27 protein-coding genes are annotated in these 24,366 nt (G+C 64.9%); 19 read left to right on the top strand and 8 right to left on the bottom strand.

Translation table 11 applies throughout. The features are described 5' to 3' along the window. The first annotated feature begins 1,155 nt into the window (after positions 1-1,155). Both IVA81_RS33090 and IVA81_RS33085 read left to right on the top strand, forming a co-directional pair. Positions 1,156-1,575 (top strand): DUF4118 domain-containing protein, encoded by a 420-nt coding sequence (locus IVA81_RS33090; RefSeq protein ID WP_247326036.1) that lies wholly within the window; start codon positions 1,156-1,158, stop codon positions 1,573-1,575. A gap of 150 nt (positions 1,576-1,725) precedes the next feature. Further along, on the top strand, positions 1,726-1,935 hold the full coding sequence (locus IVA81_RS33085) for a hypothetical protein (RefSeq protein WP_212080822.1): 210 nt from the start codon (positions 1,726-1,728) through the stop codon (positions 1,933-1,935). A gap of 14 nt (positions 1,936-1,949) precedes the next feature. Here IVA81_RS33085 and IVA81_RS33080 read toward each other — a convergent pair whose 3' ends face one another. After that, entirely contained in the window at positions 1,950-3,182 is a 1,233-nt protein-coding gene (locus IVA81_RS33080; RefSeq protein WP_247326034.1) for a class I SAM-dependent methyltransferase, read from the bottom strand. 161 nt (positions 3,183-3,343) lie between these two features. Between IVA81_RS33080 and rfbC the strand changes: the two genes are divergently transcribed. After that, entirely contained in the window at positions 3,344-3,868 is a 525-nt protein-coding gene (gene rfbC, locus IVA81_RS33075; RefSeq protein WP_247326032.1) for a dTDP-4-dehydrorhamnose 3,5-epimerase, read from the top strand. Beyond that, a complete protein-coding gene (locus IVA81_RS33070; protein ID WP_247326030.1) occupies positions 3,865-4,761 on the top strand; it encodes an NAD-dependent epimerase/dehydratase family protein in 897 nt (298 codons plus the stop codon). Before rfbC ends, IVA81_RS33070 begins: the two co-directional genes overlap by 4 nt. A 230-nt stretch (positions 4,762-4,991) precedes the next feature. Here IVA81_RS33070 and IVA81_RS33065 read toward each other — a convergent pair whose 3' ends face one another. After that, the gene (locus IVA81_RS33065) at positions 4,992-5,969 is read right to left on the bottom strand and encodes a LysR family transcriptional regulator (protein WP_247326028.1); all 978 of its coding nucleotides are present in this window, start codon (positions 5,967-5,969) and stop codon (positions 4,992-4,994) included. A gap of 118 nt (positions 5,970-6,087) precedes the next feature. Between IVA81_RS33065 and IVA81_RS33060 the strand changes: the two genes are divergently transcribed. The 10 genes from IVA81_RS33060 (at position 6,088) to IVA81_RS33015 (ending at position 17,300) form a co-directional block, all read left to right on the top strand. After that, positions 6,088-7,125, top strand: a complete 1,038-nt coding sequence (locus IVA81_RS33060) for a class 1 fructose-bisphosphatase (RefSeq protein WP_247326026.1) — start codon at positions 6,088-6,090, stop codon at positions 7,123-7,125. A gap of 12 nt (positions 7,126-7,137) precedes the next feature. Continuing rightward, positions 7,138-8,013 (top strand): phosphoribulokinase, encoded by an 876-nt coding sequence (locus IVA81_RS33055; protein ID WP_247007216.1) that lies wholly within the window; start codon positions 7,138-7,140, stop codon positions 8,011-8,013. A gap of 34 nt (positions 8,014-8,047) precedes the next feature. Further along, positions 8,048-10,066, top strand: a complete 2,019-nt coding sequence (gene tkt, locus IVA81_RS33050; protein WP_247326022.1) for a transketolase — start codon at positions 8,048-8,050, stop codon at positions 10,064-10,066. A 12-nt stretch (positions 10,067-10,078) separates the two neighbouring features. Continuing rightward, positions 10,079-11,164 carry a class II fructose-bisphosphate aldolase gene (gene fba, locus IVA81_RS33045; protein ID WP_247326019.1) on the top strand — a complete coding sequence of 362 codons (1,086 nt, stop codon included), beginning with the start codon at positions 10,079-10,081 and terminating at the stop codon, positions 11,162-11,164. 42 nt (positions 11,165-11,206) lie between these two features. Beyond that, the gene (locus tag IVA81_RS33040; RefSeq protein ID WP_247326013.1) at positions 11,207-12,667 is read left to right on the top strand and encodes a form I ribulose bisphosphate carboxylase large subunit; all 1,461 of its coding nucleotides are present in this window, start codon (positions 11,207-11,209) and stop codon (positions 12,665-12,667) included. 11 nt (positions 12,668-12,678) lie between these two features. Then, complete coding sequence (locus tag IVA81_RS33035) at positions 12,679-13,086, top strand: ribulose bisphosphate carboxylase small subunit (protein WP_247326010.1); 408 nt, start codon at positions 12,679-12,681, stop codon at positions 13,084-13,086. A 99-nt stretch (positions 13,087-13,185) separates the two neighbouring features. Further along, positions 13,186-14,118 carry a CbbX protein gene (cbbX, locus tag IVA81_RS33030; protein ID WP_247326008.1) on the top strand — a complete coding sequence of 311 codons (933 nt, stop codon included), beginning with the start codon at positions 13,186-13,188 and terminating at the stop codon, positions 14,116-14,118. Continuing rightward, the gene (gene rpe / locus IVA81_RS33025) at positions 14,115-14,852 is read left to right on the top strand and encodes a ribulose-phosphate 3-epimerase (protein ID WP_247326006.1); all 738 of its coding nucleotides are present in this window, start codon (positions 14,115-14,117) and stop codon (positions 14,850-14,852) included. The genes cbbX and rpe overlap by 4 nt, the downstream gene beginning before the upstream one ends. A 262-nt stretch (positions 14,853-15,114) precedes the next feature. Continuing rightward, positions 15,115-16,977: an EAL domain-containing protein gene (locus IVA81_RS33020; RefSeq protein WP_247326003.1), complete on the top strand. Its 1,863-nt coding sequence runs from the start codon at positions 15,115-15,117 to the stop codon at positions 16,975-16,977. A gap of 110 nt (positions 16,978-17,087) precedes the next feature. Next, on the top strand, positions 17,088-17,300 hold the full coding sequence (locus IVA81_RS33015; RefSeq protein ID WP_247326001.1) for a hypothetical protein: 213 nt from the start codon (positions 17,088-17,090) through the stop codon (positions 17,298-17,300). A gap of 15 nt (positions 17,301-17,315) precedes the next feature. Here IVA81_RS33015 and IVA81_RS33010 read toward each other — a convergent pair whose 3' ends face one another. Beyond that, the gene (locus IVA81_RS33010; protein WP_247325999.1) at positions 17,316-18,152 is read right to left on the bottom strand and encodes a universal stress protein; all 837 of its coding nucleotides are present in this window, start codon (positions 18,150-18,152) and stop codon (positions 17,316-17,318) included. A 211-nt stretch (positions 18,153-18,363) separates the two neighbouring features. On the opposite strand from IVA81_RS33010, the gene IVA81_RS33005 reads away from it, so the two are divergent. Further along, complete coding sequence (locus tag IVA81_RS33005; protein WP_247325996.1) at positions 18,364-19,911, top strand: Do family serine endopeptidase; 1,548 nt, start codon at positions 18,364-18,366, stop codon at positions 19,909-19,911. 276 nt (positions 19,912-20,187) lie between these two features. Further along, positions 20,188-20,550 carry a hypothetical protein gene (locus tag IVA81_RS33000; protein ID WP_194408207.1) on the top strand — a complete coding sequence of 121 codons (363 nt, stop codon included), beginning with the start codon at positions 20,188-20,190 and terminating at the stop codon, positions 20,548-20,550. Positions 20,551-20,562: 12 nt separating this feature from the next. Here the strand turns inward: IVA81_RS33000 and IVA81_RS32995 are convergent, their stop codons facing one another. Together IVA81_RS32995 and IVA81_RS32990 are read right to left on the bottom strand one after the other, a co-directional pair. After that, complete coding sequence (locus tag IVA81_RS32995) at positions 20,563-20,853, bottom strand: DUF6496 domain-containing protein (RefSeq protein WP_247325994.1); 291 nt, start codon at positions 20,851-20,853, stop codon at positions 20,563-20,565. 86 nt (positions 20,854-20,939) lie between these two features. Further along, positions 20,940-21,134, bottom strand: coding sequence for a DUF3072 domain-containing protein (locus IVA81_RS32990; protein WP_246928423.1), 195 nt, complete (start codon positions 21,132-21,134; stop codon positions 20,940-20,942). 115 nt (positions 21,135-21,249) lie between these two features. Between IVA81_RS32990 and IVA81_RS32985 the strand changes: the two genes are divergently transcribed. Beyond that, positions 21,250-21,471, top strand: a complete 222-nt coding sequence (locus tag IVA81_RS32985) for a hypothetical protein (protein WP_247325992.1) — start codon at positions 21,250-21,252, stop codon at positions 21,469-21,471. 19 nt (positions 21,472-21,490) lie between these two features. After that, positions 21,491-21,700 carry a hypothetical protein gene (locus tag IVA81_RS32980; protein WP_247325990.1) on the top strand — a complete coding sequence of 70 codons (210 nt, stop codon included), beginning with the start codon at positions 21,491-21,493 and terminating at the stop codon, positions 21,698-21,700. A gap of 105 nt (positions 21,701-21,805) precedes the next feature. Here the strand turns inward: IVA81_RS32980 and IVA81_RS32975 are convergent, their stop codons facing one another. Together IVA81_RS32975 and IVA81_RS32970 are read right to left on the bottom strand one after the other, a co-directional pair. Continuing rightward, entirely contained in the window at positions 21,806-22,054 is a 249-nt protein-coding gene (locus IVA81_RS32975) for a hypothetical protein (RefSeq protein ID WP_247325988.1), read from the bottom strand. A 94-nt stretch (positions 22,055-22,148) separates the two neighbouring features. After that, positions 22,149-22,406 carry a hypothetical protein gene (locus IVA81_RS32970; RefSeq protein ID WP_247325986.1) on the bottom strand — a complete coding sequence of 86 codons (258 nt, stop codon included), beginning with the start codon at positions 22,404-22,406 and terminating at the stop codon, positions 22,149-22,151. Positions 22,407-22,546: 140 nt separating this feature from the next. On the opposite strand from IVA81_RS32970, the gene IVA81_RS32965 reads away from it, so the two are divergent. Continuing rightward, entirely contained in the window at positions 22,547-22,768 is a 222-nt protein-coding gene (locus tag IVA81_RS32965; RefSeq protein ID WP_247325984.1) for a hypothetical protein, read from the top strand. 98 nt (positions 22,769-22,866) lie between these two features. On the opposite strand, the gene IVA81_RS32960 is transcribed toward IVA81_RS32965, so the two are convergent. After that, a complete protein-coding gene (locus IVA81_RS32960; RefSeq protein ID WP_247325982.1) occupies positions 22,867-24,357 on the bottom strand; it encodes an HWE histidine kinase domain-containing protein in 1,491 nt (496 codons plus the stop codon). Positions 24,358-24,366 lie beyond the last annotated feature (9 nt).

Genomic DNA, 24,366 nt, shown 5'->3' with positions numbered 1-24,366 from the left:
CGCGGTGGACGCGGCAGCGTCGGCACGAGAGGTGCGGGCAGGGCGGGTAGTCCCTGTGAGCCCGAGGCTTCGTGCAGACGAGCGGCGCTGCTAGGTTCGTCTCGCCTGTAAGTTTCCGGCTCCGTCGACAGGGCTGGAAAAACTGCGGCGAAATGGCGAACCGCGCGTACGGCAAAACCGTGTGGTCCTGACCGTCGTTGCTACGGTCAAGCCTTTCGCGAAGGTGCGAGCGAGCCCAACCGGGCAGACTGCATCATCCAATTCGCGGGGCGAGGGAGGCCAGAAGGAAAGTTCGGCTCCCGGGAGAGCACGGCATAAGCCGTCCGACCATCGCGCAGGGAAGGCCGAGTGTTCGGCACCACCTGTATGCTGCTGTGCGGTTCTTTCTGCGTGTGTGCGTTTCGCGCAGCGGACCGCGGGTGCGAGCTGGCACCCGGCCTTCCCTGCGCCCTCTTGGCTCAAGAGGGCGGAGCGACCAAGCAAAGCTCGGGCGAAACCAGCCGCGAGAATGCGAAGGCGTGTCTGTGAGTCAAACTGCGTGTCACAAGCTCGATGTCGTAGGGTGGGCAAAGGCGCTCTTGCGCCGTGCCCACGATCTCTCTCGGCCGCGAAAGATACGTGGGCACGCTTCGCTTTGCCCACCCTACGGCACTGCACGTCGGGATGTGCATTCGAGCATCGCGAGGCTGCCTCTTGCTCCGTCATTGTGAGCGCTGCGACTTGTCCGCCGAAGCCCTGGCGAAGGCGGAAGCAATCCAGTCTGTCACCTCGGAAAGAGTCTGGATTACTCCGTCGCAAGGGCTCCTCGCAATGACGGGGAGAGAGCACGTGCGCCACACTCTCCGCTCGTGCCCCGGACGTAGCGCAGCGGCCCGGCGATGCGAAGCATCGTCCGGGGGGTGCGCTGCAGAGCCGGGGCCCATCTTGGCGCGCCCTACCCTGTGGCCCTGGGTCGCGGCTCTACGCCGCAACGCTCAACGCGTTGCAGCTTGTCCGGGACACGCGCATCCCAGCTAGCGTCCATGTCTCCCGCAATTGTGCGAGGCGGTTCGTTTACCAATCCCGTGGGGATGCGATTTCCATCTCGCGGTTTGCTTGCGGCTGTAGTACTTTCGTCTCAAGCGAGCCCGGGTAACGGGCGGCAGGGGGAGGCTGATGAGGCGTGCGGGGCTGTTTGGCGTACCGCGGGTACGGCCATGGTCGTGGCAGGCGTTTCTGCTCGGATGCGTCGTTGTCGCCGTGTCGGCCGTGCTTCAGGGCATCTGCGTCGCGCTCGGCGCAAAACTCTATTTTGCAGCGTTCCTGCCCGGCCTGTTCGTGCTCGGCATCGTCGCGGGCACGCCGGCGGCGGGGCTTGCCGCGTTGTTCACCATCCCGCTGGTGTGGTGGGCGTTCATTCCGCCCTTTTTCGAGTTCAACGCCCTGTCCAGCGCAAATACCGATTCCATCAACCTGTTCTGCCTGCTCGCCGTGCTGCTGATCGGCCTTGCCGATCTCTGCCGCGAGACGATGAGGATCATCAGCCGCGGCGGGCTGAAGCCCCCGGGCGAGAGCGCGGCAACGAATCCGCAATAAATCGCTCTCGGAATCGTCCCGGTGGGACGCTGCGCGTTGCGTGCGCGCAACAGTCCGGCAACCATCCACGAGCTTGCCGTGCGCCGCTAACTTTTCGAAAAAGATTTGGCCGCAATTTCTCCCGCGGGAATGACGAGGGAGTTTTCGGACATGAACGGCCAAATCAATGGTCACGCCATCCTGGAGAACGTGCGCCGCTATCGCGGCATCGCATCGCTCTATCGCCAGACCGCTGCATTCCGCCCGGGCCAGAGCTGGTCGCTGCTGGAGCAGGCGAGGGATTGGGAAGCACGGGCACTGTCGGAGCTGGAAGCCTATTTCGCGTTGCGCGCGGACTACGCGGCTCCGCTGGCAGCCTGATCGTTAACCATGGCTCACGGTATGATCGTGAGATCGGGCGCGGGCACCACGAATTGTCCGCCCCAGGCGCGAACCTCCGCCAGCTGGGCGATGATCTCGTCCCTCAGATTCCAGGGCAGGATGAAGACGTAATCGGGTCTGCCCGCGATCAGCGCGGCGGGATCGCGGATCGGCAGATGCGTTCCCGGAAGCAGCAGGCCCTGCTTGTGCGGATTGCGGTCCACGGTGAAGGCAATCAGCTCGCGCGTGATGCCGCAATAATTGAGCAGCGTGTTGCCCTTCGCGGGCGCGCCATAGGCCAGCACCGTCTTGCCCGCGCGCCGCGCCGCGACGAGGAAGTCGCGGATCGTCTCGCGCTTGGCCGCTACCTTCGCTTGAAAATCACTGTAGGTCGCGGGCCGATCGAGCCCTGCGACAGCCTCGCGCCGACGCAATTCCTCGAGGGCGGGCGAGGAGATGTGAAGCGCAGCTTCGGTGCAGACGTGAACGCGCAGCGAGCCGCCATGGGTCGGCAGTTCATCCACGTCGAAAACGCGCAGGCCATGTGCGCGAAAAACCGTCTCGAAGGTCGCGAGCGAGAAGTACGAGAGATGCTCGTGATAGATCGTGTCGAACTGAATCTGTTCGATCAGGTGCAACAGATGCGGAAGCTCCAGCGTGGCGCGCCCGGTCTCGGGCAGGAGAATGCGCAGGCCCGCGACGAAATCGTTGATATCAGGAACGTGCGGGAGCACGTTGTTGGCGACGATCAGCTCGGGCCTGTGGCCTTCGGCGCGCAGCGCTGCGGCTGTATCGCGGCCGAAATAGCAGGTCCGGGTCGGGATGCCCTTGGCGATGGCGGCCGCTGCAGGGCCGCTGGCCGGCTCAATCCCGAGCGCGCGGATGCCGGCGCGCTGAAAATACTGCAGCAGATATCCGTCATTGCTGGCGATCTCGATCACCTCGGACGCCGTACCGAGCTTGGCGCGGGCGATCATGTCTGCGGCATAGTGCTCCGCATGACGCAGCCAGCTCTCGGAATAGGACGAATAGTAGAGATACTGGTCGAAGATGTTGGCCGCAGGCGCGAATTGCGGAAGCTGGACCAGCCCGCAGCCGCGGCAGACACGGGCGTGCAGCGGATAGGTCGGCTCGGTGGCGTCCGCCCGCTCCGGCGGCACGAAGGAATTCGCGAGAGGCGACAGGCCGAGATCGACGAAGGTCTCGTCGAGCTCCCGCGCGCAAAAGCGGCACAGATGCCTGTCCATGAATGGATCGTCCCGTTGTGCCGTCGTGCCGCGGCTGTTAGTGAATCCTCACAAGCCACGGAAATTCCGATAACGTTGCGCATGATGCAACCCAAAAGGCGTTTCGGTGAACGGATGTTCGCAACGGCGGCGTGCGCGCGTGGCCGCGCCGGGGGGCTGAGATGAAGTTCACTCCATTGGCTCTGCCAGGCGTGGTCGAAATCGGCATCGAGCCGGAGACCGACGCGCGCGGATTCTTCGCCCGGCTGTTCGACGCTGAGGCGTTCGCGGCGCAGGGCCTGCCGACGCAATTCGCGCAACACAGCCTGTCCCGCAACGAACGCGCCGGCACCCTGCGGGGCCTGCACCACCAGGCCGGCCGGCCGGAGGCCAAGCTGGTGCGCTGCGTTGCCGGCCGTGCCTTCGACGTGATCGTCGATTTACGCCGGTCCCTTCCGAGCTATGGACAATGGTGTTCGGTCGAGCTCGCCGCCGACCGCGGCAATGCCGTGTTCATCCCCGCCGGATGCGCGCACGGCTTCCAGACGCTCGTCGAGGCGACCGAGCTGATGTATTGCATCGATGTGCCCTATGACGCGCAAGGCGCTTCCGGCATTCGCTGGGACGATCCGTCGCTGGCAATCGCCTGGCCGCTGCCTGATCCGATCCTGTCCGCGCGCGACCGCGCGCTGCCGCATCTCGCATGAGCCGGGTGCTGGTCACGGGCGCGTCAGGATTCCTCGGCCGTGCGCTGTTGCCCGCGCTGGTCGGTCGGGGCTTCGAGGTCCATGGCATCGCGCGCTCGGCTCAAGCGGCGGTGGCCGGCGTGTCGTGGCACGCGGCTGATCTGCTCACCGAAGCCGGCCGCAGGCTCGCGCTCTCTGTAGCGCGTCCGACGCATCTGGTTCATCTCGCCTGGGAAGCCCGGCCGGGCCGCTATCGCGAGGATCCCGTCAACCGGCTCTGGGCGGAGGCCAGCATCGACCTGCTCGCGCGCGCGAGGGCCGGCGGCACCCGCCGTATCCTCGGCATCGGAAGCTGCCTCGAATACGGACCGCAGAGCGGTCCATGCGAGGAACGCACCAGCCAATGCAATCCCACGACATTGTACGGACAAGCCAAGCTCGCTACGGCCGAAGCCTATATCGCGGCAGGCGCTAGCTGGGGCCGCGTGTTTGTCCCGTTCGGCCCGCACGAGCCGCAGGCGCGCCTCATCCCCTCGCTGATCCGGAGCCTGCGCGCGGGACAAGAATTCGGCTGCTCGCATGGCGGGCAGCTGCGCGATTTCGTCTATGTCGATGACCTCGCGCAGATGATCGCCGCCGTGCTTGGCAGCGAGCTCACCGGCGCGGTCAATCTCGCCAGCGGCGAACCGCGCAGTCTGCGCAGCGTGATCGAGCATGTCGCAGGTCTCCTCAAAGCACGCCATCTGGTCAGGTTCGGCGCCGTCGCCGCCACGGGTGTCGACGCCGAGCCGATCCTTGCCGCTGACGTCCGCCGCCTTCGTGAAGTGACCGCAGGTCTGCCGCTCGTGGGATTCGAGGAGGGCGCCGCACGCGGCCTTGCGTGGTGGATCGATCGTCTGCCGGGGAGGGAATGACGTGCGGTCCCCTCGCAGAGCGCCGGCGGCAGGCGGGCACCCGTGGCAATTACGGAGTTGTCTCGCGGCCGGCCTGTGCTAGCAACGCGCCGAGCGAAATTTCCTTCACGCCGCCCGGGGCAAGCGATGACCACGTTCAACCGCATCTTCACGACCGAGCGTCTGCTGCAGATCATCTTGATCCTGGCGGCGACCATCGCCATGAAGCTGCTGAGCTGAGCGCGGGCGGATCATCGTCCGCCGAGTTCGGGCACGTCGGGCAGGTAGTTCGAGCCTTCCGAGCCCAGAAAATCGAACATCGCCTGCGCCGGCGGCAGCAGCACCTTGTCGCTGCGGCGGATCACGTACCATTGCCGCACGATCGGCAGGCCCGCGACGTCGAGCACGATGAGCCGGCCCTCGGTGAGCTCATGCGCCACCGTGTGGGCCGAGATGAAGGCGATGCCGAGCCCGGCGATGACGGCCTGCTTGATGGTCTCGTTGCTGCTCATCTCCATGCCGATGATCGGCTCGAGGTCGGATTTCTGGAACATGCCCTCCATCAGCGTCCGCGTGCCCGAGCCGGGCTCGCGGGTGAGGAAGGTCTCGTGCACGAGATCGGTCAGGTTGAGGCCGGAATCCTTCTCCAGCCAGTGCCCCTTGCGCGCGACGATGATGTGCGGATTGCGCCCGAGCTGGCGGACGTCGACCGTGACGTCGGCCGGTGGCCGACCCATCACCGCGAAATCGAGGTCGTAGCCGTGCATGGCCTCGCGGATCTCCTCGCGATTGCCGATGGTCAGCTTGATCTCGATCTTGGGGTACCGCTTGGAGAACGCCGCGATCGCGTGCGGCACGAAATATTTCGCGGTCGAGACCGCGCCGAGATGCACCGCGCCGCCGGTCCGCCCCGCAAGCAGGTCGAGCGCGCCCTGGCAGTCCATGATGGCGGCCTCGACCCGCTCGGCCAGCGTCAGCACCTCCTTGCCCGCCTCCGTCAGCAGCATGCCGTCGCCGGTCCGCTGCACCAGCGGCAGGCCGGCGAGGTCCTGCAGCTGCCGGAGCTGCTGGGTCACGGCCGGCTGGGTCAGCCCGAGATGGCCGGACGCCGCCGTCACGCTGCCCTTGGCCGAGAGCGCCGCAAGCGAGCGCAGCTGCCGGATCGTCAGATGCCGGAGCTGGGTCGTCGCATGGCCAGGGCCATTATAAGAAAATTCTTTGATGCTCATTACGATTAGAAATTTTCCTTATTAAGCCGCCCCTGTCAATCTCCTGATGCCGGGACTGACCGTACCGACCTCCAGAGGGGAGGGAACTGGATACGGCGCCCGCAAAGGGGATGCGCAGATGACCGGGCAATTGAGGCTGGACGACCACCTTCAACGGTATTCAGAGACCGCGCCTCACGCGCTGGCAGTGGCGGCCGCGGTCGATGCCATCGCCACGGCAGCCATCGAGATCGCCGACCTCATCGCCACCGGAGATCTGGCGGACGCCTCCGGCCTGACCATTGGCCGCAACAGCGACGGCGACCTCCAGCGCGATCTCGACGTGCAGGCTGATGCGATCCTGCGCCGCTGCCTCAGCAAGGTGCCGGTCGCAGCGCTCGCCTCGGAAGAGATGCGCGAGGCCCAGATCGGCGATCGCGAGGCCAAGATCTGTATCGCGATCGATCCGCTCGACGGCTCCTCCAACATCGACATCAACATGACGGTCGGCACGATCTTCTCGATCCTGCCGGCCCCAGACGACCCCGCGCTCGCCTTCCATCAGCGCGGCTCGGCGCAGCTTGCGGCGGGCTTCGTCACCTACGGCCCGCAGACCTCCCTGGTGCTGACGCTCGGCGAGGGCGTCGACATCTTCACGTTCGACCGCAAGGCGGGCTGCTTCCGCCTCGCGCGCGCCAGCGCCCAGATCGCCGAGGCCTGCGAGGAGTTCGCGATCAATGCGTCGAACCGCCGGCACTGGGATTCGCCGGTGCGCGCCTTCGTCGACGAATGCCTCGCCGGCGTCGAAGGGCCCGCCAACCACAATTTCAACATGCGCTGGGTCGGCTCGCTGGTCGCCGAGGCCTATCGCATCCTCACCCGCGGCGGGGTCTTCCTCTATCCCTCGGACGCGCGTCCCGGCTACGGCGACGGCCGCCTGCGGCTCGTCTACGAGGCGCATCCGATGGCCATGATCATCGAGCAGGCCGGCGGCTCCGCCACTACGGGACGTGAGCGCATCCTCGACCTTTCAGCGCAGAGCCTGCATCAGCGCGTGCCGCTGATCATGGGCTCGAGCAACGAGGTGCGCCGCGTCGAGGAGCTGCATTGCGATCCGTTGCTGGTCGCCAGCGTCTCCGCGCCGCTGTTCGCGCGGCGTGGCTTCTTCCGGCAGTGAGCGAGGCGTCCCATGTCCAGGAAGCATCCGATCATCTCCATCACCGGCTCCTCCGGCGCCGGCACCACCTCGGTCAAGAAGACCTTCGAGCAGATATTTTTCCGCGAGAAGGTCAACGCCGCCTACATCGAGGGTGACGCCTTCCATCGCTACGATCGCGCCGAGATGCGTGCGCAGATGGCGAAGGAGGCCGATCGCGGCAACAAGCATTTCAGCCATTTCAGCCCCGAGACCAATCTGTTCGAGGAGCTGGAGCGCGCGTTCCGCGACTATGGCGAGACCGGCACGGCGACGACACGGCATTACGTGCATGACGCCGAGGAGTCCGCGCTGCATGGCGCAGCGCCCGGCACCTTCACCGACTGGAAGCGGCTGCCGGAGAATTCAGACCTGTTGTTCTACGAGGGCCTGCACGGCGCCGTCGTCACCGACAAGGTCAATGTCGCGCGCTATGCCGACCTGAAGATCGGCGTCGTTCCGGTCATCAATCTCGAATGGATCCAGAAGCTGCACCGCGATCGCAGCGCGCGCGGATATTCGACCGAGGCGGTCACCGACACCATCCTGCGGCGGATGCCGGACTACATCCACTACATCTGCCCGCAATTCACCGAGACCGACATCAACTTCCAGCGCGTGCCGACGGTGGACACCTCCAATCCGTTCATCGCCCGCTGGATCCCGACGCCGGACGAATCGATGGTGGTGATCCGCTTCAAGAATCCGCGCGGCATCGATTTCCCCTATCTGCTCTCGATGCTGCCCCAGAGCTGGATGTCGCGCGCGAATTCGATCGTCTGCCCCGGCGCGAAACTCGATCTCGCGATGCAGCTGATCCTGACGCCGCTGATCATGCAGCTCATCGAGCGCAAGCGGAGCATGAAGTGATGACGTGCAACAACGACAACAATGGGAGGATCCGATGAACATCTCGGTTCATGCCGAAGCCGACCTCAATGCAGTCACGCACAATGATCTCGCCAACGCCGTCCGCTTCCTCGCGGTCGATGCCATCGAGACGTCGCAGTCGGGCCATCCGGGTCTGCCCATGGGAATGGCCGATGTCGCGACCGTGCTGTTCTCGCGCTTCCTGAAATTCGACTCGGCGCATCCGAACTGGCCCGACCGCGATCGCTTCGTGCTATCGGCGGGCCACGGCTCGATGTTGCTCTACGCGCTGCTGCATCTGACCGGCGGCGACGTCAGCCTCGACGACATCAAGGCCTTCCGGCAATGGGGCTCGAAGACGCCGGGGCATCCGGAATACGGCCATACGCCGGGCGTGGAGACCACGACAGGGCCATTGGGACAGGGGATCGCGACCGCGGTCGGCATGGCGCTCGCCGAGCGGATGGCCAACGCACGGCATGGCGACAGTCTCGTCGATCACTTCACTTATGTCATCGCCGGCGATGGCTGCCTGATGGAAGGCATCAGCCAGGAGGCGATCTCGCTCGCCGGCCATCTCCAGCTCGGCCGCCTGATCGTGCTGTTCGACGACAACGGCATCTCCATCGACGGGCCCACGTCGCTTGCGACCTCCGATGACCAGCTCGCGCGCTTCGCCGCGTCCGGCTGGTCGGTGCGCCGTGTCGATGGGCACGATCCCGAAGCAGTTGCGCTAGCGATCGCGGAAGAGCGCGAAACCGCAAAACCGTCGCTGATCGCTTGCCGCACCATCATCGGCTATGGCGCACCGGACCGGCAAGGTACCGAGAAGGCGCATGGCGCGCCGCTCGGCACCGAGCAGACCGCGGCGGCGCGCCGGTCCCTCGGCTGGGACTATCAGCCCTTCGTGGTGCCGATCCCGATCTCGAAGGCGTGGCGGATGATCGGACAGCGCGGGCAGGTCGCGCGTCTCGCCTGGCTCGACCGCTATGAATGCGCGACGCCCGAGCAGCGCGACATGTTCATCGAGGGCAAGGCAGTCGCCCTGCCGAACGCCTATGCCCAGGCGGCGGCGAAATTGCGCGAACGCTACGCCACCGAGCGTCCGAAGCTGGCGACACGCCAGGCCTCGCAACAGGTGCTCGACGGCATCGCGGGGACCATTCCCGGATTTGTCGGCGGCTCGGCGGATCTGACGCATTCGAACCTGACGCATGCCAAGGCGCAGGCCCCCGTCAAGCCCGGCGCGTTCGCCGGCGACTACATCCATTACGGCATTCGCGAGCACGGCATGGCCGCCGCGATGAATGGCCTCGCGCTGCACGGTGGGTTCATTCCCTACGGTGGCACCTTCCTCGCGTTCTCCGATTACAGCCGACCGGCGATCCGCCTCGCGGCCCTGATGCGGCTGCGCGTCATCCACGTGATGACCCACGATTCCATCGGGCTCGGCGAGGACGGGCCGACGCATCAGCCGGTCGAGCATCTTGCGGCGCTGCGCGTCATTCCGAACTTGCTCGTATTCCGTCCCGCCGATGCGGTCGAGACCCTGGAAGCCTGGGACTGCGCACTCGAAGCGGAAGATCGTCCCTCCGTGCTGTGCCTGTCGCGTCAGGCATTGCCGACCTTCCGCAGCGATGTGCGCGGCAGGAACCGCGTCGCGCGCGGCGCCTATCTGATCGTCTCGCCCGATGGCGGCCGCGACGTGACGTTGATGGCGACCGGCTCGGAAGTGTCGATCGCGCTGGAGGCCGCGCGCCTGCTTGCGACCGAGCACGTTCGCGCCGCCGTGGTCTCCGCGCCATGCTTCGCGCTGTTCGAGGAGCAGCCGGAGGATTACCGCGCCGCTGTTCTCGGCACCGCGCCACGGGTCGGTGTCGAGGCGGCCGTCGCCGGCGACTGGTATCGCTGGATCGGCGCTGAGGGCGAATTCGTCGGCATGCGCGGCTTCGGCGCCTCGGCGCCGGCGCCCGTGCTCTACCGCGAATTCGGCATCACTCCGCAGAGCATTGCGGAAGCCGCCCGCCGGGCGATCGCTCGCAAGAGACAATAAGGAGGACTTCTCGTGGCCCGTATCACACTTCGTCAACTGCTCGATCACGCCGCCAGCTACGGTTACGCGGTGCCGGCGTTCAACATCAACAACATGGAGCAGGGCATCGCGATCATGCAGGCGGCCGCCGAGGTCGATGCGCCCGTGATCATGCAGGCCTCGCGCGGTGCGCGCAGCTATGCCGGCGACCTCATGCTCTCGCACATGATCGACGCGCTGGAGCGGACCTATCCGGACATTCCGCTCTGCATGCATCAGGACCATGGCAATGACGAAGCGACTTGCGCGTCCGCCATCGCCCACGGCTTCACGTCCGTCATGATGGACGGCTCGCTCAAGGCCGATGCCAAGACGGCGGCCGATTACGACTACAACGTCGCAATCACCCGACGCGTCGTCGATCTCGCGCATTGGGTCGGCGCATCCGTCGAGGGCGAGCTCGGCGTGCTCGGCTCGCTCGAACACGGCGGCGGCGAACAGGAAGATGGCCACGGCGTCGAGGGCAAGGTCAGCCATGACCAGCTCTTGACCGATCCCGACCAGGCGGTCGACTTCGTCCGCGCCACCAAGGTCGATGCGCTCGCCATCGCGATGGGTACCTCGCACGGCGCCTACAAGTTCAGCCGCAAGCCTGATGGTGACATCCTGGCGATGCGGGTGGTCGAGGAGATCCATCGCCGCCTGCCGAACACGCATCTGGTGATGCATGGCTCATCCTCGGTGCCGCAGCCGCTCCAGGACATGTTCAACCAGTTCGGCGGCGAGATGCCTCAGACCTGGGGCGTGCCGGTCGAGGAGATCGTTCGCGGCATCAAGAGCGGCGTACGCAAGGTCAACATCGACACCGATTGTCGCCTCGCGATGACCGCGGTGTTCCGCAAGGTCGCAGCGCAAACGCGCTCCGAATTCGATCCACGGAAGTTCCTGAAGCCCGCGATGGACGCGATGCGTGAGCTTTGCCGCGAGCGTTTCGAGCAGTTCGGCACTGCGGGCCACGCCAGCAAGATCAAGGTCATTCCCTTGAGCGAAATGGCACGGCGCTATCGCGCGGGCGAATTGGACCCGCGCATCGACGCCCGTGAACCCGTTGCGGCCTAATCGATCAGAAAAGAGCAGCAGAGAAAACAGCAGGAGAGAGACATGAACGCACATGCAGGCACAGTCCGCGGCAAAGAGCGCTATCGTTCCGGCGTGATGGAATACAAGCGCATGGGCTATTGGGAGCCCGACTACACGCCAAAGGACACGGATGTGATCGCGCTGTTTCGTGTCACGCCGCAGGAAGGCGTCGACCCGATCGAGGCGTCGGCCGCAGTCGCCGGCGAATCCTCGACCGCGACCTGGACCGTGGTGTGGACCGATCGGCTGACCGCGGCGGAGAAATATCGCGCAAAATGCTACCGTGTCGATCCGGTGCCGGGCACGCCGGGCTCGTATTTCGCCTATATCGCCTATGATCTCGATCTGTTCGAGCCGGGTTCGATCGCCAACCTCTCGGCCTCGATTATCGGCAACGTGTTCGGCTTCAAGCCGCTCAAGGCCTTGCGTCTCGAGGACATGCGCTTCCCCGTCGCCTATGTGAAGACGTTCCAGGGGCCGGCGACCGGCATCGTGGTCGAGCGCGAGCGCCTGGACAAGTTCGGCCGGCCGCTGCTGGGCGCGACGGTGAAGCCGAAGCTCGGGCTTTCGGGCCGCAACTATGGCCGCGTCGTCTATGAGGCGCTGAAGGGCGGGCTCGATTTCACCAAGGACGACGAGAACATCAACTCGCAGCCCTTCATGCACTGGCGCGATCGTTTCCTGTACTGCATGGAAGCCGTGAACCGCGCGCAGGCCGCCTCCGGGGAAGTGAAGGGCACGTACCTGAACATCACCGCGGGCACGATGGAGGACATGTACGAGCGTGCCGAGTTCGCCAAGGAGCTCGGGTCGTGCATCGTCATGATCGACCTCGTGATCGGCTACACCGCGATCCAGTCGATGGCCAAATGGGCGCGGCGCAACGACATGATCCTGCACCTGCATCGCGCCGGACACTCGACCTACACCCGGCAGAAGAGCCATGGCGTGTCGTTCCGCGTCATTGCTAAATGGATGCGGCTTGCCGGCGTCGACCACATCCATGCCGGCACGGTGGTCGGCAAGCTGGAAGGCGATCCCAACACCACGCGCGGCTATTACGATGTCTGCCGCGAGGACTTCAACCCGACCAAGCTCGAGCACGGCCTGTTCTTCGACCAGTCCTGGGCGAGCCTCAACAAGATGATGCCGGTCGCCTCGGGCGGCATCCATGCCGGCCAGATGCACCAGCTACTCGACCTCCTGGGCGAAGACGTCGTCCTGCAGTTCGGCGGCGGCACCATCGGCCACCCCATGGGCATTGCGGCCGGCGCGATCGCCAACCGCGTGGCGTTGGAAGCGATGATCCTCGCTCGCAACGAGGGGCGCGACTACGTCCACGAGGGCCCGGAGATCCTGGCCCGGGCGGCGGAGACGTGCACGCCGCTGAAGGCGGCGCTCGAAGTCTGGAAGGACGTGACCTTCAATTATCAATCCACCGACACGCCGGACTTCGTGCCGACCGCGCTCGAAACCGTTTGAGGAGACGCAGCATGAAACTCACTCAGGGTTGCTTTTCGTTCCTGCCCGATCTCACCGACGACCAGATCACCAAGCAGGTGCAATATTGCCTTGGAAACGGCTGGGCGGTGAATATCGAGTTCACCGACGATCCCCATCCCCGCAATACCTATTGGGAGATGTGGGGCCTGCCGATGTTCGACCTTCAGGACGCCGCCGGCGTGATGATGGAGCTCGCGGAGTGCCGCAGGGTGTATGGCGACCGCTACATCCGCATCAGCGGCTTCGATTCCAGCCATGGCTGGGAATCGGTGCGGATCTCCTTCCTCGTCAACCGGCCGCCGCAAGAGGCGGAGTTCGAATTGGTGCGGCAGGAAGTCGGCGGCCGCGCGATCCGTTACACCACCGTGCGAAGGCCGGCCGCGCACGCGTCAACTTAAAGCCATCCGCTTCCGCGCGGAGCTCTCCCTGCTCCGCATCCTTGGCGGACCACTGCTTCGCCGCTCCCGGCGGCGAAGCTCTTTTCTTCGAGGGTAGCTATGCTGGACGTTCCCCACGCAACCACGACTGAGCCCGGCGAGACCAGTTTCGATCTCCGCAAGGAAGCTGAAGCTGCCGGGATCACCGACACGCTGCAGCAGCTCGAGCAGGAGCTGGTCGGATTGAAGCCGGTGAAGAACCGCGTGCGCCAGATCGCCTCGCTGCTGCTGATCGAACGCATCCGGCAGCGCGCGGGCCTGGCCTCCGCGCCTCCGACGCTGCACATGTCGTTCACCGGCAATCCCGGCACCGGCAAGACCACGGTGGCGCTGCGCATGGCCAAGATCCTGCACGGTCTCGGCTTCGTGCGGCGCGGGCAGGTGATCTCGGTCACGCGTGACGATCTCGTCGGTCAATACATCGGCCACACCGCGCCGAAGACGAAGGAGATCTTGAAGAAGGCGATGGGCGGCGTGTTGTTCATCGACGAGGCCTATTATCTCCATCGCCCCGACAACGAGCGCGACTACGGCCAGGAGGCGATCGAGATCCTGCTCCAGGTGATGGAGAACCAGCGCGACGACCTGGTCGTGATCCTTGCCGGCTATGGCGAGCGGATGACGAGCTTCTTCGCCTCCAACCCCGGCTTCCGTTCGCGCATCGCGCATCACATCGAATTTCCGGACTATGCCGAAGCCGAGCTGCTTGTCATCGCCGAACTGATGTTGAAGGAGCGCGGCTATCGCCTCTCGGCTGCGGCGCGCGAGGCGTTCGAGAGATACATTGCGCTGCGCCGGACGCAGCCGTTCTTCTCCAATGCGCGCTCGATCCGCAACGCCGTCGACCGCATCCGGCTGCGGCAGGCCGATCGCCTGGTGTCCGATCTCGACCGCATGCTCGATGTCGCCGACCTCGAAACCATCGATCCCATGGACGTCCTGGCGAGCCGCGTCTTCAGCGGCGGCGCCGATGCGGGGAGTGCAAAGCCATGACCAGAGAGATCATCATCGCTCCCTCGATTCTGGCCGCGGATTTCGCGCGCCTCGGCGAGGAGATCGCGGCAATCGACACGGCCGGCGCCGACTGGATCCATTGCGACATCATGGACGGGCATTTCGTCCCCAACATCAGTTATGGCGCCGACGTCATCAAGGCGATCCGTCCGCTGACGAAGAAGGTGTTCGACGTTCATCTGATGATCGCGCCTGTCGATCCCTATCTCGAAGCGTTCGCGAAGGCAGGCGCCGACGTCATCACGGTGCACGCCGAAGCCGGCCCGCATCTCGACCGCTCACTCCAGGCGATCCGTGCGCTCGGCAAGAAGGCCGGCGTCAGCCTGTGTCCGGCCACTCCCGAGAGCGCGATCGCCTATGTGCTCGATCGCGTCGATCTCGTGCTGGTGATGACAGTCAATCCGGGATTTGGCGGCCAGTCCTTCCTCGAATCCCAGCTCGAGAAAATCGAACGGATCAGAACCATGATCGGCGACCGGCCGATCCGGCTCGAGGTCGACGGCGGCGTCACGCGTGACAATGCCGCTGCGGTGGCGGCGGCGGGCGCCGATACGCTGGTGGCGGGTTCCGCGGTGTTTCGCGGCAAGAGCGCTGCCGAATATGCGGCCAATATTGCAGCCATCCGCATCGCCGCCGAGGCCGGCCGGGTTCCGAAGCTGCAGGATAATGCCGCGCATCCGATGCGCCTCGGTGAAGGCGCGCGCATCCGCTAGACCCAAGGGACACTATCGGAGACGGCGCGGTTCCGGTTGTGCCAGCACGTATCACTTGTCTCCGGGGCTCTACGGAGAATATCGCGCAGGAGTGCCCGGCTCTTCAGGCCGGGGTAACCAATGCGCCGGAGACGAAGGCTCGATTAACTCCCGCGCAACGCTATGCGCCGCAATCTTCGATTGAGGAACTCTGAGAGAGCGCGGGGATGCGGATCGAGGATATCTGCGGGCATGAGGCCTGCGTGCGGCGTGGAGCGATGGCATGAGTATGCATCGCTTGTTCGCCGAGCAGCTTCGTTGCGCCACCGACACGGCCGGACAGGTCGACCTCGTCAAGCTGGGCGAGCTCGTCGGCGCAGCCTATGAGGCGAGTGATCGCGAGCGCCAGCGGATGATCGACGCACGCGCGCAGACTCACGACGAGGTCGAGGAAGACCTGCTGCGGACCCGTGAGTTCCTGGACACTATCGTCGAGAACATCCCGATCGCGGTGTTCGCGAAGTGCGCGAAGGATTCCCGTTACATCCTGCTCAACCGCGCCGGCGAGAACTATTATGGCCTGCAGCGCGAGCAGATGCTGGGCAGGACCCCCGACGAGATATTCCCCGCAGATGTCGCCCGCGTGGTCAATGAGCAAGACCGCAGGGTCGTTGCCAGCGGGATGCCGATGTTCCTCGAGGAGCATCTGCTCGAAATCGGCGTCAAGGGTCACGACCGGGTCGTCAACTCGCGAAAGATGCTGATCACCGGCGATGCCGGCGATCCGCAATATCTGGTCGGCGTGATCGAGGACGTCACCGAGCGCGTCAACACCCAGGAACGCATCAGTCACCTCGCGCATCATGACGTGCTGACTGATCTGCCGAACCGCAGCGCCTTCAACGCCGCGCTCGACGAGCGGTTGGAGCGGGCGCAGGAGGCGGCGACCAGTTTTGCCGTGCTCAGCCTCGATCTCGACCGCTTCAAGGAGGTCAACGACGTGTTCGGCCATCCCGTCGGCGACATGCTGATGCGGGGGGCGGCGGACCGGCTTGCCGCGGAAGCCGACGGCGCCTTCGTCGCTCGTATCGGCGGCGACGAGTTCATGATCCTGATGCCTGACGACATCAGGCGTGAGGACGTTCTGGCGCTCGCCGAACGCCTGGTCGAGACGATCGGCAAGGAGCTCGAGGTCGACGACTATCTTCCCCATGTCGGCCTCAGCGTCGGCATCGCGTTTTATCCTGATGACGGCGTGAATGCCGCCACGCTGCTCGCCAACGCCGATTCAGCGCTCTATCGTGCCAAGCGCGAGGGCAGGGGGCGGGTGCGCTTCTTCGAATCTGAGATGGACCGGGAGCTGCGCGACCGCAGGCTGTTGCAGCACGATCTGCGACATGCGCTGGAGCAGAACCAGTTCCTGGTCTATTTCCAGCCGCAGGCGCGGGTGGATGGCGAGGTGATCGGCTTCGAGGCCCTGCTGCGCTGGAACCATCCGAGCCGCGGCTTCGTGCCGCCGGACCAGTTCATTCCGCTGGCCGAGGAGAACGGGCTGATCGTCCAGATTGGCGAATGGGTCTTGCGCAAAGCGTGCCGCGAGGCGGCATCCTGGCCGCGGCCCCTGCAGGTCGCCGTCAATTTCTCGCCGGTCCAGTTCCAGGCCGGCGATCTCGAACGTTCGATCCATCAGATCCTGCTGGAGACGGGGCTTGCCCCGACGCGGCTCGAGGTCGAGATCACCGAGGGTGTGCTGATCGGCGATTTCACCCGCGCGCTCAATTTGCTGCGGCGGCTGAAGGCGCTCGGCGTCCGCATCGCGATGGACGATTTCGGTACCGGCTATTCCTCGCTGTCCTATCTGCAGTCGTTTCCGTTCGACAAGATCAAGATCGATCGCGGTTTCATCTCCAATCTAGAGGCGACGCCGCAATCGGCCGCGATTGTCCGCGCGGTCCTGAGCCTCGCGCACGCCCTGAATATCCCGGTCCTTGCCGAAGGGGTGGAGACGGAAGCGCAGCGTGCCTTCCTGGTGCGCGAGGCCTGCGAGGAGATGCAGGGCTATCTGGTCGGCCGGCCCGACTTGATCGAGCGCTATCTCGACCTGGTCGGCCCGCTTGGAACTTTGGCCCGGACATATATTTCCTAACAACGACGCCGAGAGCAGGCGCGCGATGGCCGCAGTAAATCTTTTGCACAACCGCCATCGGCCTGACGCAAATCGGGGCAATAAGCTTTGCCAATGCGAGGGAGGGTCTCATGGAGAACGTACGTCGCTACCGGGCGCTGGCGTCCCTCTGTCGCCAGCAGGCGGCCTACCGGCCGCTTCAGAACTGGGAACTCCTCGGCCAGGCCGAACATTTCGAATATCTCGCCGAGGTCGAGCTCAAGGCGCATTTCGACGCGTGCAATGGGCAACACGACGAGGGCGCCACAGCGCCCACGACGTGGGAGACCCCGGTCGCGGCGTGACGGCGCCTGTCAGGCTCAGTGCGACATCAGCGTCGGGACCGTCATGGCTTCCAGCATGGCGCGGGTGACGCCGCCGAGAACGCGCTCCTGCAATCGCGAATGGCCGTAGCCGCCCATCACCAGGAGATCGAGGCCCTCGTCGGCCGCCAGCGACAGGATGGTCGGCTGGATGTCGGCGCGCGTCGCCGACAGGCCGACCGTGCGGGTCGACAGTCCGCGCCGGCCGAGATGTCTTGCCAGACCGCCCGCTGAAGCTTCGTCGGGGACCGCGTTGGCCTCGTTGACGGTGATGATTACGATCTCATCGGCGCGCGCCAGGAACGGCGCTGCGTCGTGCACGGCGCGGGCGGCGAGGCGGCTGCCGTCCCAGCAGATGCCGATCCGCCCCGCCTTGAAAGCTCCTTGGAAGGTGTAGGGCAGCAACAGCACCGGGCCGCCCGCCTGGAACAGGATCTCGCGCGGCACGTCGTTGTCGAACGAGGCTTCCCCCGGATCGGGCTGAACCACGACGCTGAGGTCGTGCAGGCGCGCCATCTCGCCGAGCGAGCCGGCTGCATCCACCGGGATCGCGCCGAGCGGGCGGCAGGCGTAGGAGATGCCGGCGTTCGCCGCTTCGATTCCGAACACGGCGAGCGCGGCCTCGGCCCGCTCCAGCGCGCGCTCGCGTTCGAGCTCGAACACGGCCGCCACCGCGGCGCCGCCCTCCATCACGTGAGCCGCCCTGGTTGCGACATAGCCGACCGCGACCGCGTCGAGATGAGCGTTGAACTGTGCCGCGAGCGAAATCGAGCCTTCGATCGCGGAACGCATGGGACGCTCGGTAGGGATGTGAACGAGAATGTCCTTGTACATGGGCCGCCTCCGATGAACATCACCCGGTGGCTGCAGTCTTTCACTGCCGGAAGCATCGGCGTTGAGCTGCATCAAATGCGCAAGGACGACCTTCCCCGTGCCGCCCGCTCGCATATTCTTTGCCAAGATTTAATCGGACGGACGGGACGCCGTAAGGTGACGATGTCCATGTTGGATGCAAGGCGACAGCTTCCAACATGGACATTTCGACATGAACGACCGCGTCAATTCCGACACCTCGACGTCCCGCAAGATCTTGAGGCCGCGCCGGCTCGCGCTGCTCGGCACCGTGGCCGCGCTCGGCGTGGCCGCGCTGGCGGCTTCTCCCGGCTCTTCGCCGTTCGCTCTGAACTCCTTCATTGCCCCGGCCCAGGCCGCGGAATCCGCCACGACGCCGCCGGGCTTCGGTGACCTCGTCAGCAAGGTCAAGCCCGCCGTCATCTCGGTGCGGGTCAAGATCGACCAGGCCAACGACAAGAGCGCCATGCTGCAACAGAACCGGATGGATTCGGACGAGGAGACGCCGTTTGACCAGTTCTCCCGGCAGTTCGGCTTTCGTGGCCCAGGCGGCATGAATGGCATGCCGCGCCAGCGCCATCAGATGATCACGGGCGAAGGCTCCGGCTTCTTCATCTCCGCTGACGGCTATGCCGTGACCAACAACCACGTCGTCGACCACGCCGAGTCGGTGCAGGTGACGATGGATGACGGCACGAGCTACACCGCGAAGGTCGTCGGCACCGATCCGAAGACCGATCTCGCGCTGATCAAGGTCGATGGCAAGAAGGACTTCCCGTTCGTCAAATTCGCCGACCAGAAGCCGCGCGTCGGCGACTGGGTGGTCGCGGTCGGCAATCCCTTCGGCCTCGGCGGCACCGTGACTGCCGGCATCGTCTCGGCCAGCGGCCGCGACATCGGCAATGGTCCCTATGACGACTTCATCCAGATCGACGCGCCCATCAACAAGGGCAATTCCGGCGGCCCCGCCTTCGACATGAACGGCAACGTGATCGGCGTGAACACTGCGATCTTCTCGCCCTCCGGCGGCTCGGTCGGCATCGGCTTCGACATTCCGGCCTCGACTGCAAAACTCGTCGTCGCGCAGCTGAAGGACAAGGGCGCGGTGACCCGCGGCTGGCTCGGCGTGCAGGTGCAACCGGTCACCGCTGAGATCGCCGACGGCCTCGGCTTGAAGGAGGCGCGCGGTGCGATCGTCGACAATCCGCAGGACGGCAGCCCGGCGGCCAAGGCCGGCATCGAGGCGGGTGACGTCATCACCGCCGTCAACGGCACCGCGATCAAGGACTCCCGCGACCTCGCCCGTACCATCGCCACCCTGTCGCCGGGCAGCTCCGTGAAGCTCGACGTCTTCCACAAGGGCGGGACCAAGACGCTGACGCTCGCACTCGGCGAGCTGCCGAACGAGCGGCAGGCCAAAGGAAATGGCAGCGCTGACGAGGGCAAGGGGCAGCCGAACGACGGCACGCCGCGTCTCGGGCTCGGCCTGGCTCCGGCCGGTGACGTCCAGGGCGCTGGCCAAAAGGGCGTTGTCGTCACCGAAGTCGATCCGCAAGGGCCGGCGGCGCAGCGCGGCATCCAGACCGGCGACGTCATCCTCAATGTCGGCGGCAAGGCGGTCGCCAATGTCGGCGACGTCCGCTCCGAGCTGGCGCAGGCCAAATCGTCCGGCAAGCGCAGCGTGCTGTTGCAGGTCAGAAGCGCGGAGGCGACGAGGTTCGTGGCCGTGCCGCTCGCCTGAGGCGAACGTCGACCAGCCAAAAAACAAACAAGGCGGCCCTCGGGCCGCCTTGTCCGTTTGCCTTCAGCGTCCCGGGAGGGCCATCGATAACATTCTCGTTAACGGCAGGGACAGTGACTGGGTTCGTCCGAAAAAGCCGTGTTCACTCATCACAGTTCGAAGTTACACCGGTCTTCAGCGGCAACGACGCCGGCAAGACGGGTTGCAAGCGTGGAACTTCGAACTGGCCGCCGCTTTGTGGAGCTGGCCGGTGGTTCGCATTTGATCGGTGCCGACATGGATCGATTGAAGCTCTCGCTGAGGGGGGCGCTGCTCGCGGCGCCGTTCGTGCTTTGGGGCGGAAACGCGCTCGGTCGTGATGACGGCCGCTACGCGGACTCACCCCTCAAGCCATGGTTCGACAGCCTGCGCAGCCACCTCGGTCCCTGCTGTTCGGACGCCGATGGGTTTGCCGTCGCCGATCCCGACTGGGAGTCGCACAACGGGCATTATCGTGTGCGTCTCGACGGGGAGTGGGTCGAAGTGCCTGATGAAGCCGTCATCACCGAGCCGAACCGCGCCGGCCGTACCATGGTGTGGCCGGTGAAGACGGCCTTTGGGGTCTCGATCCGCTGCTTCATGCCGGGCAGCATGATCTGAGACAGGTCAGCGTCAACGCTTGCTGGATTTGCGCTTCGACGATTTCTTGGTTGTCTTCTTGGTTGTCTTTTTGGTCGCCCTCTTCTTGGACGCTTTCTTCTTCGAGGCCTTCTTCGGGACCTTCTTGCCCTTCTTGCGCGCCTTCGACAGTCCGATCGCGATCGCCTGCTTGCGACTCTTCACGCGTCCGCCACGGCCTTTACGGCCGCTCTTTGCCGTGCCCTTCTTGTAGCGTCGCATCTCGCTTTCGACATCGCTGCCGGAGCTGCGCGAGTAGCGACGCTTCTTTGCCTTGCGTGCCATGCATGTTCTCCCTTGGCCGAGGAGAACCGTTCGACCCGGGCATGGTTCCGAAACTGCGCACCCGACATTCCGAGCGCATGCGCAGCCTAGAAGGAATTTGCCAGCTCGATTTCCGCTTCCAGCACCTGGATGCGCCGTGCGGCCTCGGTGAAGGATAGATCGCGCGCATATTGTGCGGGCTGATACGCCTCATCGCTCAGCCGCTTCAGCCTCAGCCCCTGCGCCCGGGTCATCTGCTCGGTGAGGAAGACTCTGGCGTCGTATTTACCTTGAACCTGCATCTGGCTTCTCCGTCCTGAAATCGTGACTTGACTATATGTTCTTATTTTGTTCTAACAAGCCATGGACAACAGAATTAATGAAATTCGACGTAAAATCAGCGTCTTGAGGCTGGAAATGGCCGACGTCGAGGCCGCCGTGCGCGATCGCATCAACGGCGATCGCGATTGCGGCCAGCAGGCCCTGGCGCAGATGGATTTGCGCCGGAGGATCAATCTGCTGGTCGGCGAATGGAAGGCTGCCGGAGGCGGCGACGTGCTGCCCGACGTCCGCGACCGGATGCGTCGTCGTTCGTTGAAGACAGTCGGCAATCCCGAGCGCGCGAACACACGGCGCTGAAAATCTTTGAGGGGGCGCCATGGAGGAAGACCCGGACACTTACCGGATCTTGAGGTTGCGCGCCGAGATTCTCGAACTTGGCTCTGCCATCCGGCAATTGCAGCGCGCGGGTCTCGATGATGCGGCGGCCCAACTTCTGATCGGACGCAAGCGGGCGCAGCTCGAGCATCTCGTGAAGACGAATTCTGTGAGCCTCGGGCTCAACTTGCAAGCGCGCCGGCCGCAATGAGCTGACGCAGGCGCTCGCCGATACGGCGCGCGATTGCCGATCGATCATCGAGACGAAAAAGCCCCGCGCCGCCGCGGGGCTTTTGTCTGAGATGGGCGCCTGAGCTTACTTGGTGTTGCTCATGCCCTTGCTGCTCTGGTTCGTCATGGTGCCGCCCTGGTCCGATCCGGGACCGGAGCCACCTTGGCCGGACGGATCCGCGCCCTTCGAGGACTTGGTGTTGGCGCCGGTGGTCTGTGATGACGACATCGAGGATCCGTGTTTCGCCTTGTGCGACTTGGCCTGCGCGGCGAGCGGTGCAGCGGCGAGACCAGTTGCCAACATCACGGTGAGAGCGAGCTTGGTCGTTGTCATGCGAGGGAACTCCCTGAGTTAAATTGACGCAGGCAGCCAACCGCCATTTACCGCAGGAGTTCCCGACAAAGCATCTGCCCCGCTTCACGACGCTTCAAGATTGCTTGTCCTCAGCGAGGATGAACACCACGCCGGTGAGGGTTGCGCCGATCGCGAACGTCGTCACCAATGTAAGGGCAAAAACGATCGCGGCCTGGCTTCCACCGTGATTGAGCAGGTTGGCGACGGCGGGATTGCACAGGATCAGCGCGAGACTGAAGGCGAGGCCGAGGGCCGCGCCCATCATTGTATGCGTCATCAGCTTGATGAGGCCGGCAGGAGAGACCAGGTCCGACGACTTTTTTGCGCGCATGGGACTGCATCCCGATCTGGCATGCAAACGCGGGCGATAGTCGCCGGTTCCATATAAATGAAGGAATTGTCATCACCGGCTTCATCCGACGTTCATGCCGGCCTTGCGAGGATGAGCGCCATCAAAACGGGACATTCGATATGGGCAAGGTCGTCTTTCTTTACCGCTCACTGGCCTATCGCAACGCCGCCGCGGACATTCTGCGCAAAGCGCGCAAGCTGCCGCGGGGCGCGGAGCGAAGCGCGGCTCGCCGCTATGCCAGGGCGCTACGCGATCTCGCCCGAACGGAGGCCTGGCTCGAAGGCCGGGTCGCGCGCGAACCGCGGATGGCGCAACGTATGACGAGCGCGGCGTCCGGCTAGAGCTTTTGTCATTCCGATTGAATCGAAACGGAAGCTCTCGATTCTCGTCTTGACGCGTTTTCTCGACGCGAAACAGTCTTCACTTCGCTGCGAACGCTCTAACCGGATGCACGCTGCAATTCGGCGGCGCTGGCCTCTTCGAATTTGCCGGATGCGGTTGTCGCCGCCGTCTTGCGTATCAACGGCACCTCCAGACGGCACAACAGGCCCTCGGCTCGCCAATCGAACAGCGCCTGTCCACCGAGCTGCGACTCGACGCTTGCGAGCAAGCTCCGGGTGCCGAAGCCGCGAGATTTCGGAGTCATGACGAGCGGACCGCCGGATTCCTCCCAGCTCAGCGTCAGCACTTGATCCTTGACCTGCCAGCCGATCGTGAGCCGTCCCGACCTGGTCGAGAGGGCGCCATACTTGGCTGAGTTGGTGAAGAGCTCATGCAGCGCGAGCGCGAGCGTCTGGGCCGTCGCCGGCAGCAACTGGACCTCCGGACCGGCCAATATGATCTGGCCACCGAGCGAATAGGGCGCAAGCTCCTCGTCGATCAGCCTGGAGAGCTCGGCGCCCTGCCAGCTCGACAGCGACAGGATGGTGTGCACGCGCGCCAGCGCATTGATGCGTCCCTCGACGGCGTTGACATAGTCCTTGACCTCGTCGGCACGGGTGAGGCGCACGATCGACTGCGCCAACGCCAGCGCATTCTTGGCGCGATGATCGACTTCCCGCGCCAGCAGATTCTGCCGTTCCTCGGCACGCTTGCGTTCGGTGATGTCCACGGTGACGCCGCTCACGCGCACGACGCGACTGCTATCGTCCACGGTTGCTGCCGCCGTGCCGACGCACCAGCGCACCTCTCCGTCGGGCCGCAGGATGCGGAACTCGGTCTCGTAGGCGCGCGCGCCCTTGTTGAATTCGGCGATCGCCTTGCGCAGCTGATCGACGTCGTCGGGATGCAACAGCGCCTGAACGTTGGCCGGGTTGACCTCGAAGCTCTCGGGGCCGACGCCAAAGATGCGATATTGCCCCTCGTCCCACATCCAGTCGCCGGTGATCCAGTCCCAATCCCAGGAGCCCATCTTGCCTGCGGCGATCGCCATGCTGCGCCGCTGCTCGCTCTCGCGCAGCCTCGCGGTGGAGTTCTCCAGCTCCGCCGTGCGCGCGCGGACGCGATCCTCGAGCTCCTGGTTCAGCCGTTCGAGCTCGCGGGTCTTGCGGTAGAGCTCGGCGAACACCTTGATCTTGGCGCGCAGCACCTCCGGCACGACCGGTACCGGCACGTAGTCGACCGCGCCCATCTCGTAGCCGCGCAACCGGTCGATGTCGCTGACCTGGATGGCGGAGATGAAGATCATAGCGGTCTTCTGGAAGCGCGGATGCTCGCGGATCATTGCGGCGAGCTCGAAGCCGTCGAGCTCGGGCATGCAGACGTCGACCAAGATCACCGCGATCTCGGTCTTGAGCAGCAGCTCCAGCGCCTCGCGTCCGGACGAGGCGATCACGAGGTTCTCGCCGAGCTCCTTCAGGATCACCTCATAGGCGAGCAGCTTGGCCGGCTGGTCGTCGACGAGCAGGATGTTGACCTTTTCGTGGTCCATTCGCGGGCC

It is taken from the genome of Bradyrhizobium sp. 141 (assembly GCF_023074055.1).
Classification (GTDB): Bacteria; Pseudomonadota; Alphaproteobacteria; order Rhizobiales; family Xanthobacteraceae; genus Bradyrhizobium.
Note: the sequence above shows the minus strand (reverse complement) of the source record. Positions and strands in the feature narration are given on the sequence as shown.

Bases quoted from the DNA above. Each gene is read 5' to 3' on its own strand.
- IVA81_RS33090 (WP_247326036.1), top strand. From the start codon at position 1,156: ATGAGGCGTGCGGGGCTGTTTGGCGTACCGCGGGTACGGCCATGGTCG.
- IVA81_RS33085 (WP_212080822.1), top strand. From the start codon at position 1,726: ATGAACGGCCAAATCAATGGTCACGCCATCCTGGAGAACGTGCGCCGC.
- IVA81_RS33080 (WP_247326034.1), bottom strand. From the start codon at position 3,182: ATGGACAGGCATCTGTGCCGCTTTTGCGCGCGGGAGCTCGACGAGACC.
- rfbC (WP_247326032.1), top strand. From the start codon at position 3,344: ATGAAGTTCACTCCATTGGCTCTGCCAGGCGTGGTCGAAATCGGCATC.
- IVA81_RS33070 (WP_247326030.1), top strand. From the start codon at position 3,865: ATGAGCCGGGTGCTGGTCACGGGCGCGTCAGGATTCCTCGGCCGTGCG.
- IVA81_RS33065 (WP_247326028.1), bottom strand. From the start codon at position 5,969: ATGAGCATCAAAGAATTTTCTTATAATGGCCCTGGCCATGCGACGACC.
- IVA81_RS33060 (WP_247326026.1), top strand. From the start codon at position 6,088: ATGACCGGGCAATTGAGGCTGGACGACCACCTTCAACGGTATTCAGAG.
- IVA81_RS33055 (WP_247007216.1), top strand. From the start codon at position 7,138: ATGTCCAGGAAGCATCCGATCATCTCCATCACCGGCTCCTCCGGCGCC.
- tkt (WP_247326022.1), top strand. From the start codon at position 8,048: ATGAACATCTCGGTTCATGCCGAAGCCGACCTCAATGCAGTCACGCAC.
- IVA81_RS33040 (WP_247326013.1), top strand. From the start codon at position 11,207: ATGAACGCACATGCAGGCACAGTCCGCGGCAAAGAGCGCTATCGTTCC.
- IVA81_RS33035 (WP_247326010.1), top strand. From the start codon at position 12,679: ATGAAACTCACTCAGGGTTGCTTTTCGTTCCTGCCCGATCTCACCGAC.
- cbbX (WP_247326008.1), top strand. From the start codon at position 13,186: ATGCTGGACGTTCCCCACGCAACCACGACTGAGCCCGGCGAGACCAGT.
- rpe (WP_247326006.1), top strand. From the start codon at position 14,115: ATGACCAGAGAGATCATCATCGCTCCCTCGATTCTGGCCGCGGATTTC.
- IVA81_RS33020 (WP_247326003.1), top strand. From the start codon at position 15,115: ATGAGTATGCATCGCTTGTTCGCCGAGCAGCTTCGTTGCGCCACCGAC.
- IVA81_RS33015 (WP_247326001.1), top strand. From the start codon at position 17,088: ATGGAGAACGTACGTCGCTACCGGGCGCTGGCGTCCCTCTGTCGCCAG.
- IVA81_RS33010 (WP_247325999.1), bottom strand. From the start codon at position 18,152: ATGTACAAGGACATTCTCGTTCACATCCCTACCGAGCGTCCCATGCGT.
- IVA81_RS33005 (WP_247325996.1), top strand. From the start codon at position 18,364: ATGAACGACCGCGTCAATTCCGACACCTCGACGTCCCGCAAGATCTTG.
- IVA81_RS33000 (WP_194408207.1), top strand. From the start codon at position 20,188: ATGGATCGATTGAAGCTCTCGCTGAGGGGGGCGCTGCTCGCGGCGCCG.
- IVA81_RS32995 (WP_247325994.1), bottom strand. From the start codon at position 20,853: ATGGCACGCAAGGCAAAGAAGCGTCGCTACTCGCGCAGCTCCGGCAGC.
- IVA81_RS32990 (WP_246928423.1), bottom strand. From the start codon at position 21,134: ATGCAGGTTCAAGGTAAATACGACGCCAGAGTCTTCCTCACCGAGCAG.
- IVA81_RS32985 (WP_247325992.1), top strand. From the start codon at position 21,250: ATGGCCGACGTCGAGGCCGCCGTGCGCGATCGCATCAACGGCGATCGC.
- IVA81_RS32980 (WP_247325990.1), top strand. From the start codon at position 21,491: ATGGAGGAAGACCCGGACACTTACCGGATCTTGAGGTTGCGCGCCGAG.
- IVA81_RS32975 (WP_247325988.1), bottom strand. From the start codon at position 22,054: ATGACAACGACCAAGCTCGCTCTCACCGTGATGTTGGCAACTGGTCTC.
- IVA81_RS32970 (WP_247325986.1), bottom strand. From the start codon at position 22,406: ATGCGCGCAAAAAAGTCGTCGGACCTGGTCTCTCCTGCCGGCCTCATC.
- IVA81_RS32965 (WP_247325984.1), top strand. From the start codon at position 22,547: ATGGGCAAGGTCGTCTTTCTTTACCGCTCACTGGCCTATCGCAACGCC.
- IVA81_RS32960 (WP_247325982.1), bottom strand. From the start codon at position 24,357: ATGGACCACGAAAAGGTCAACATCCTGCTCGTCGACGACCAGCCGGCC.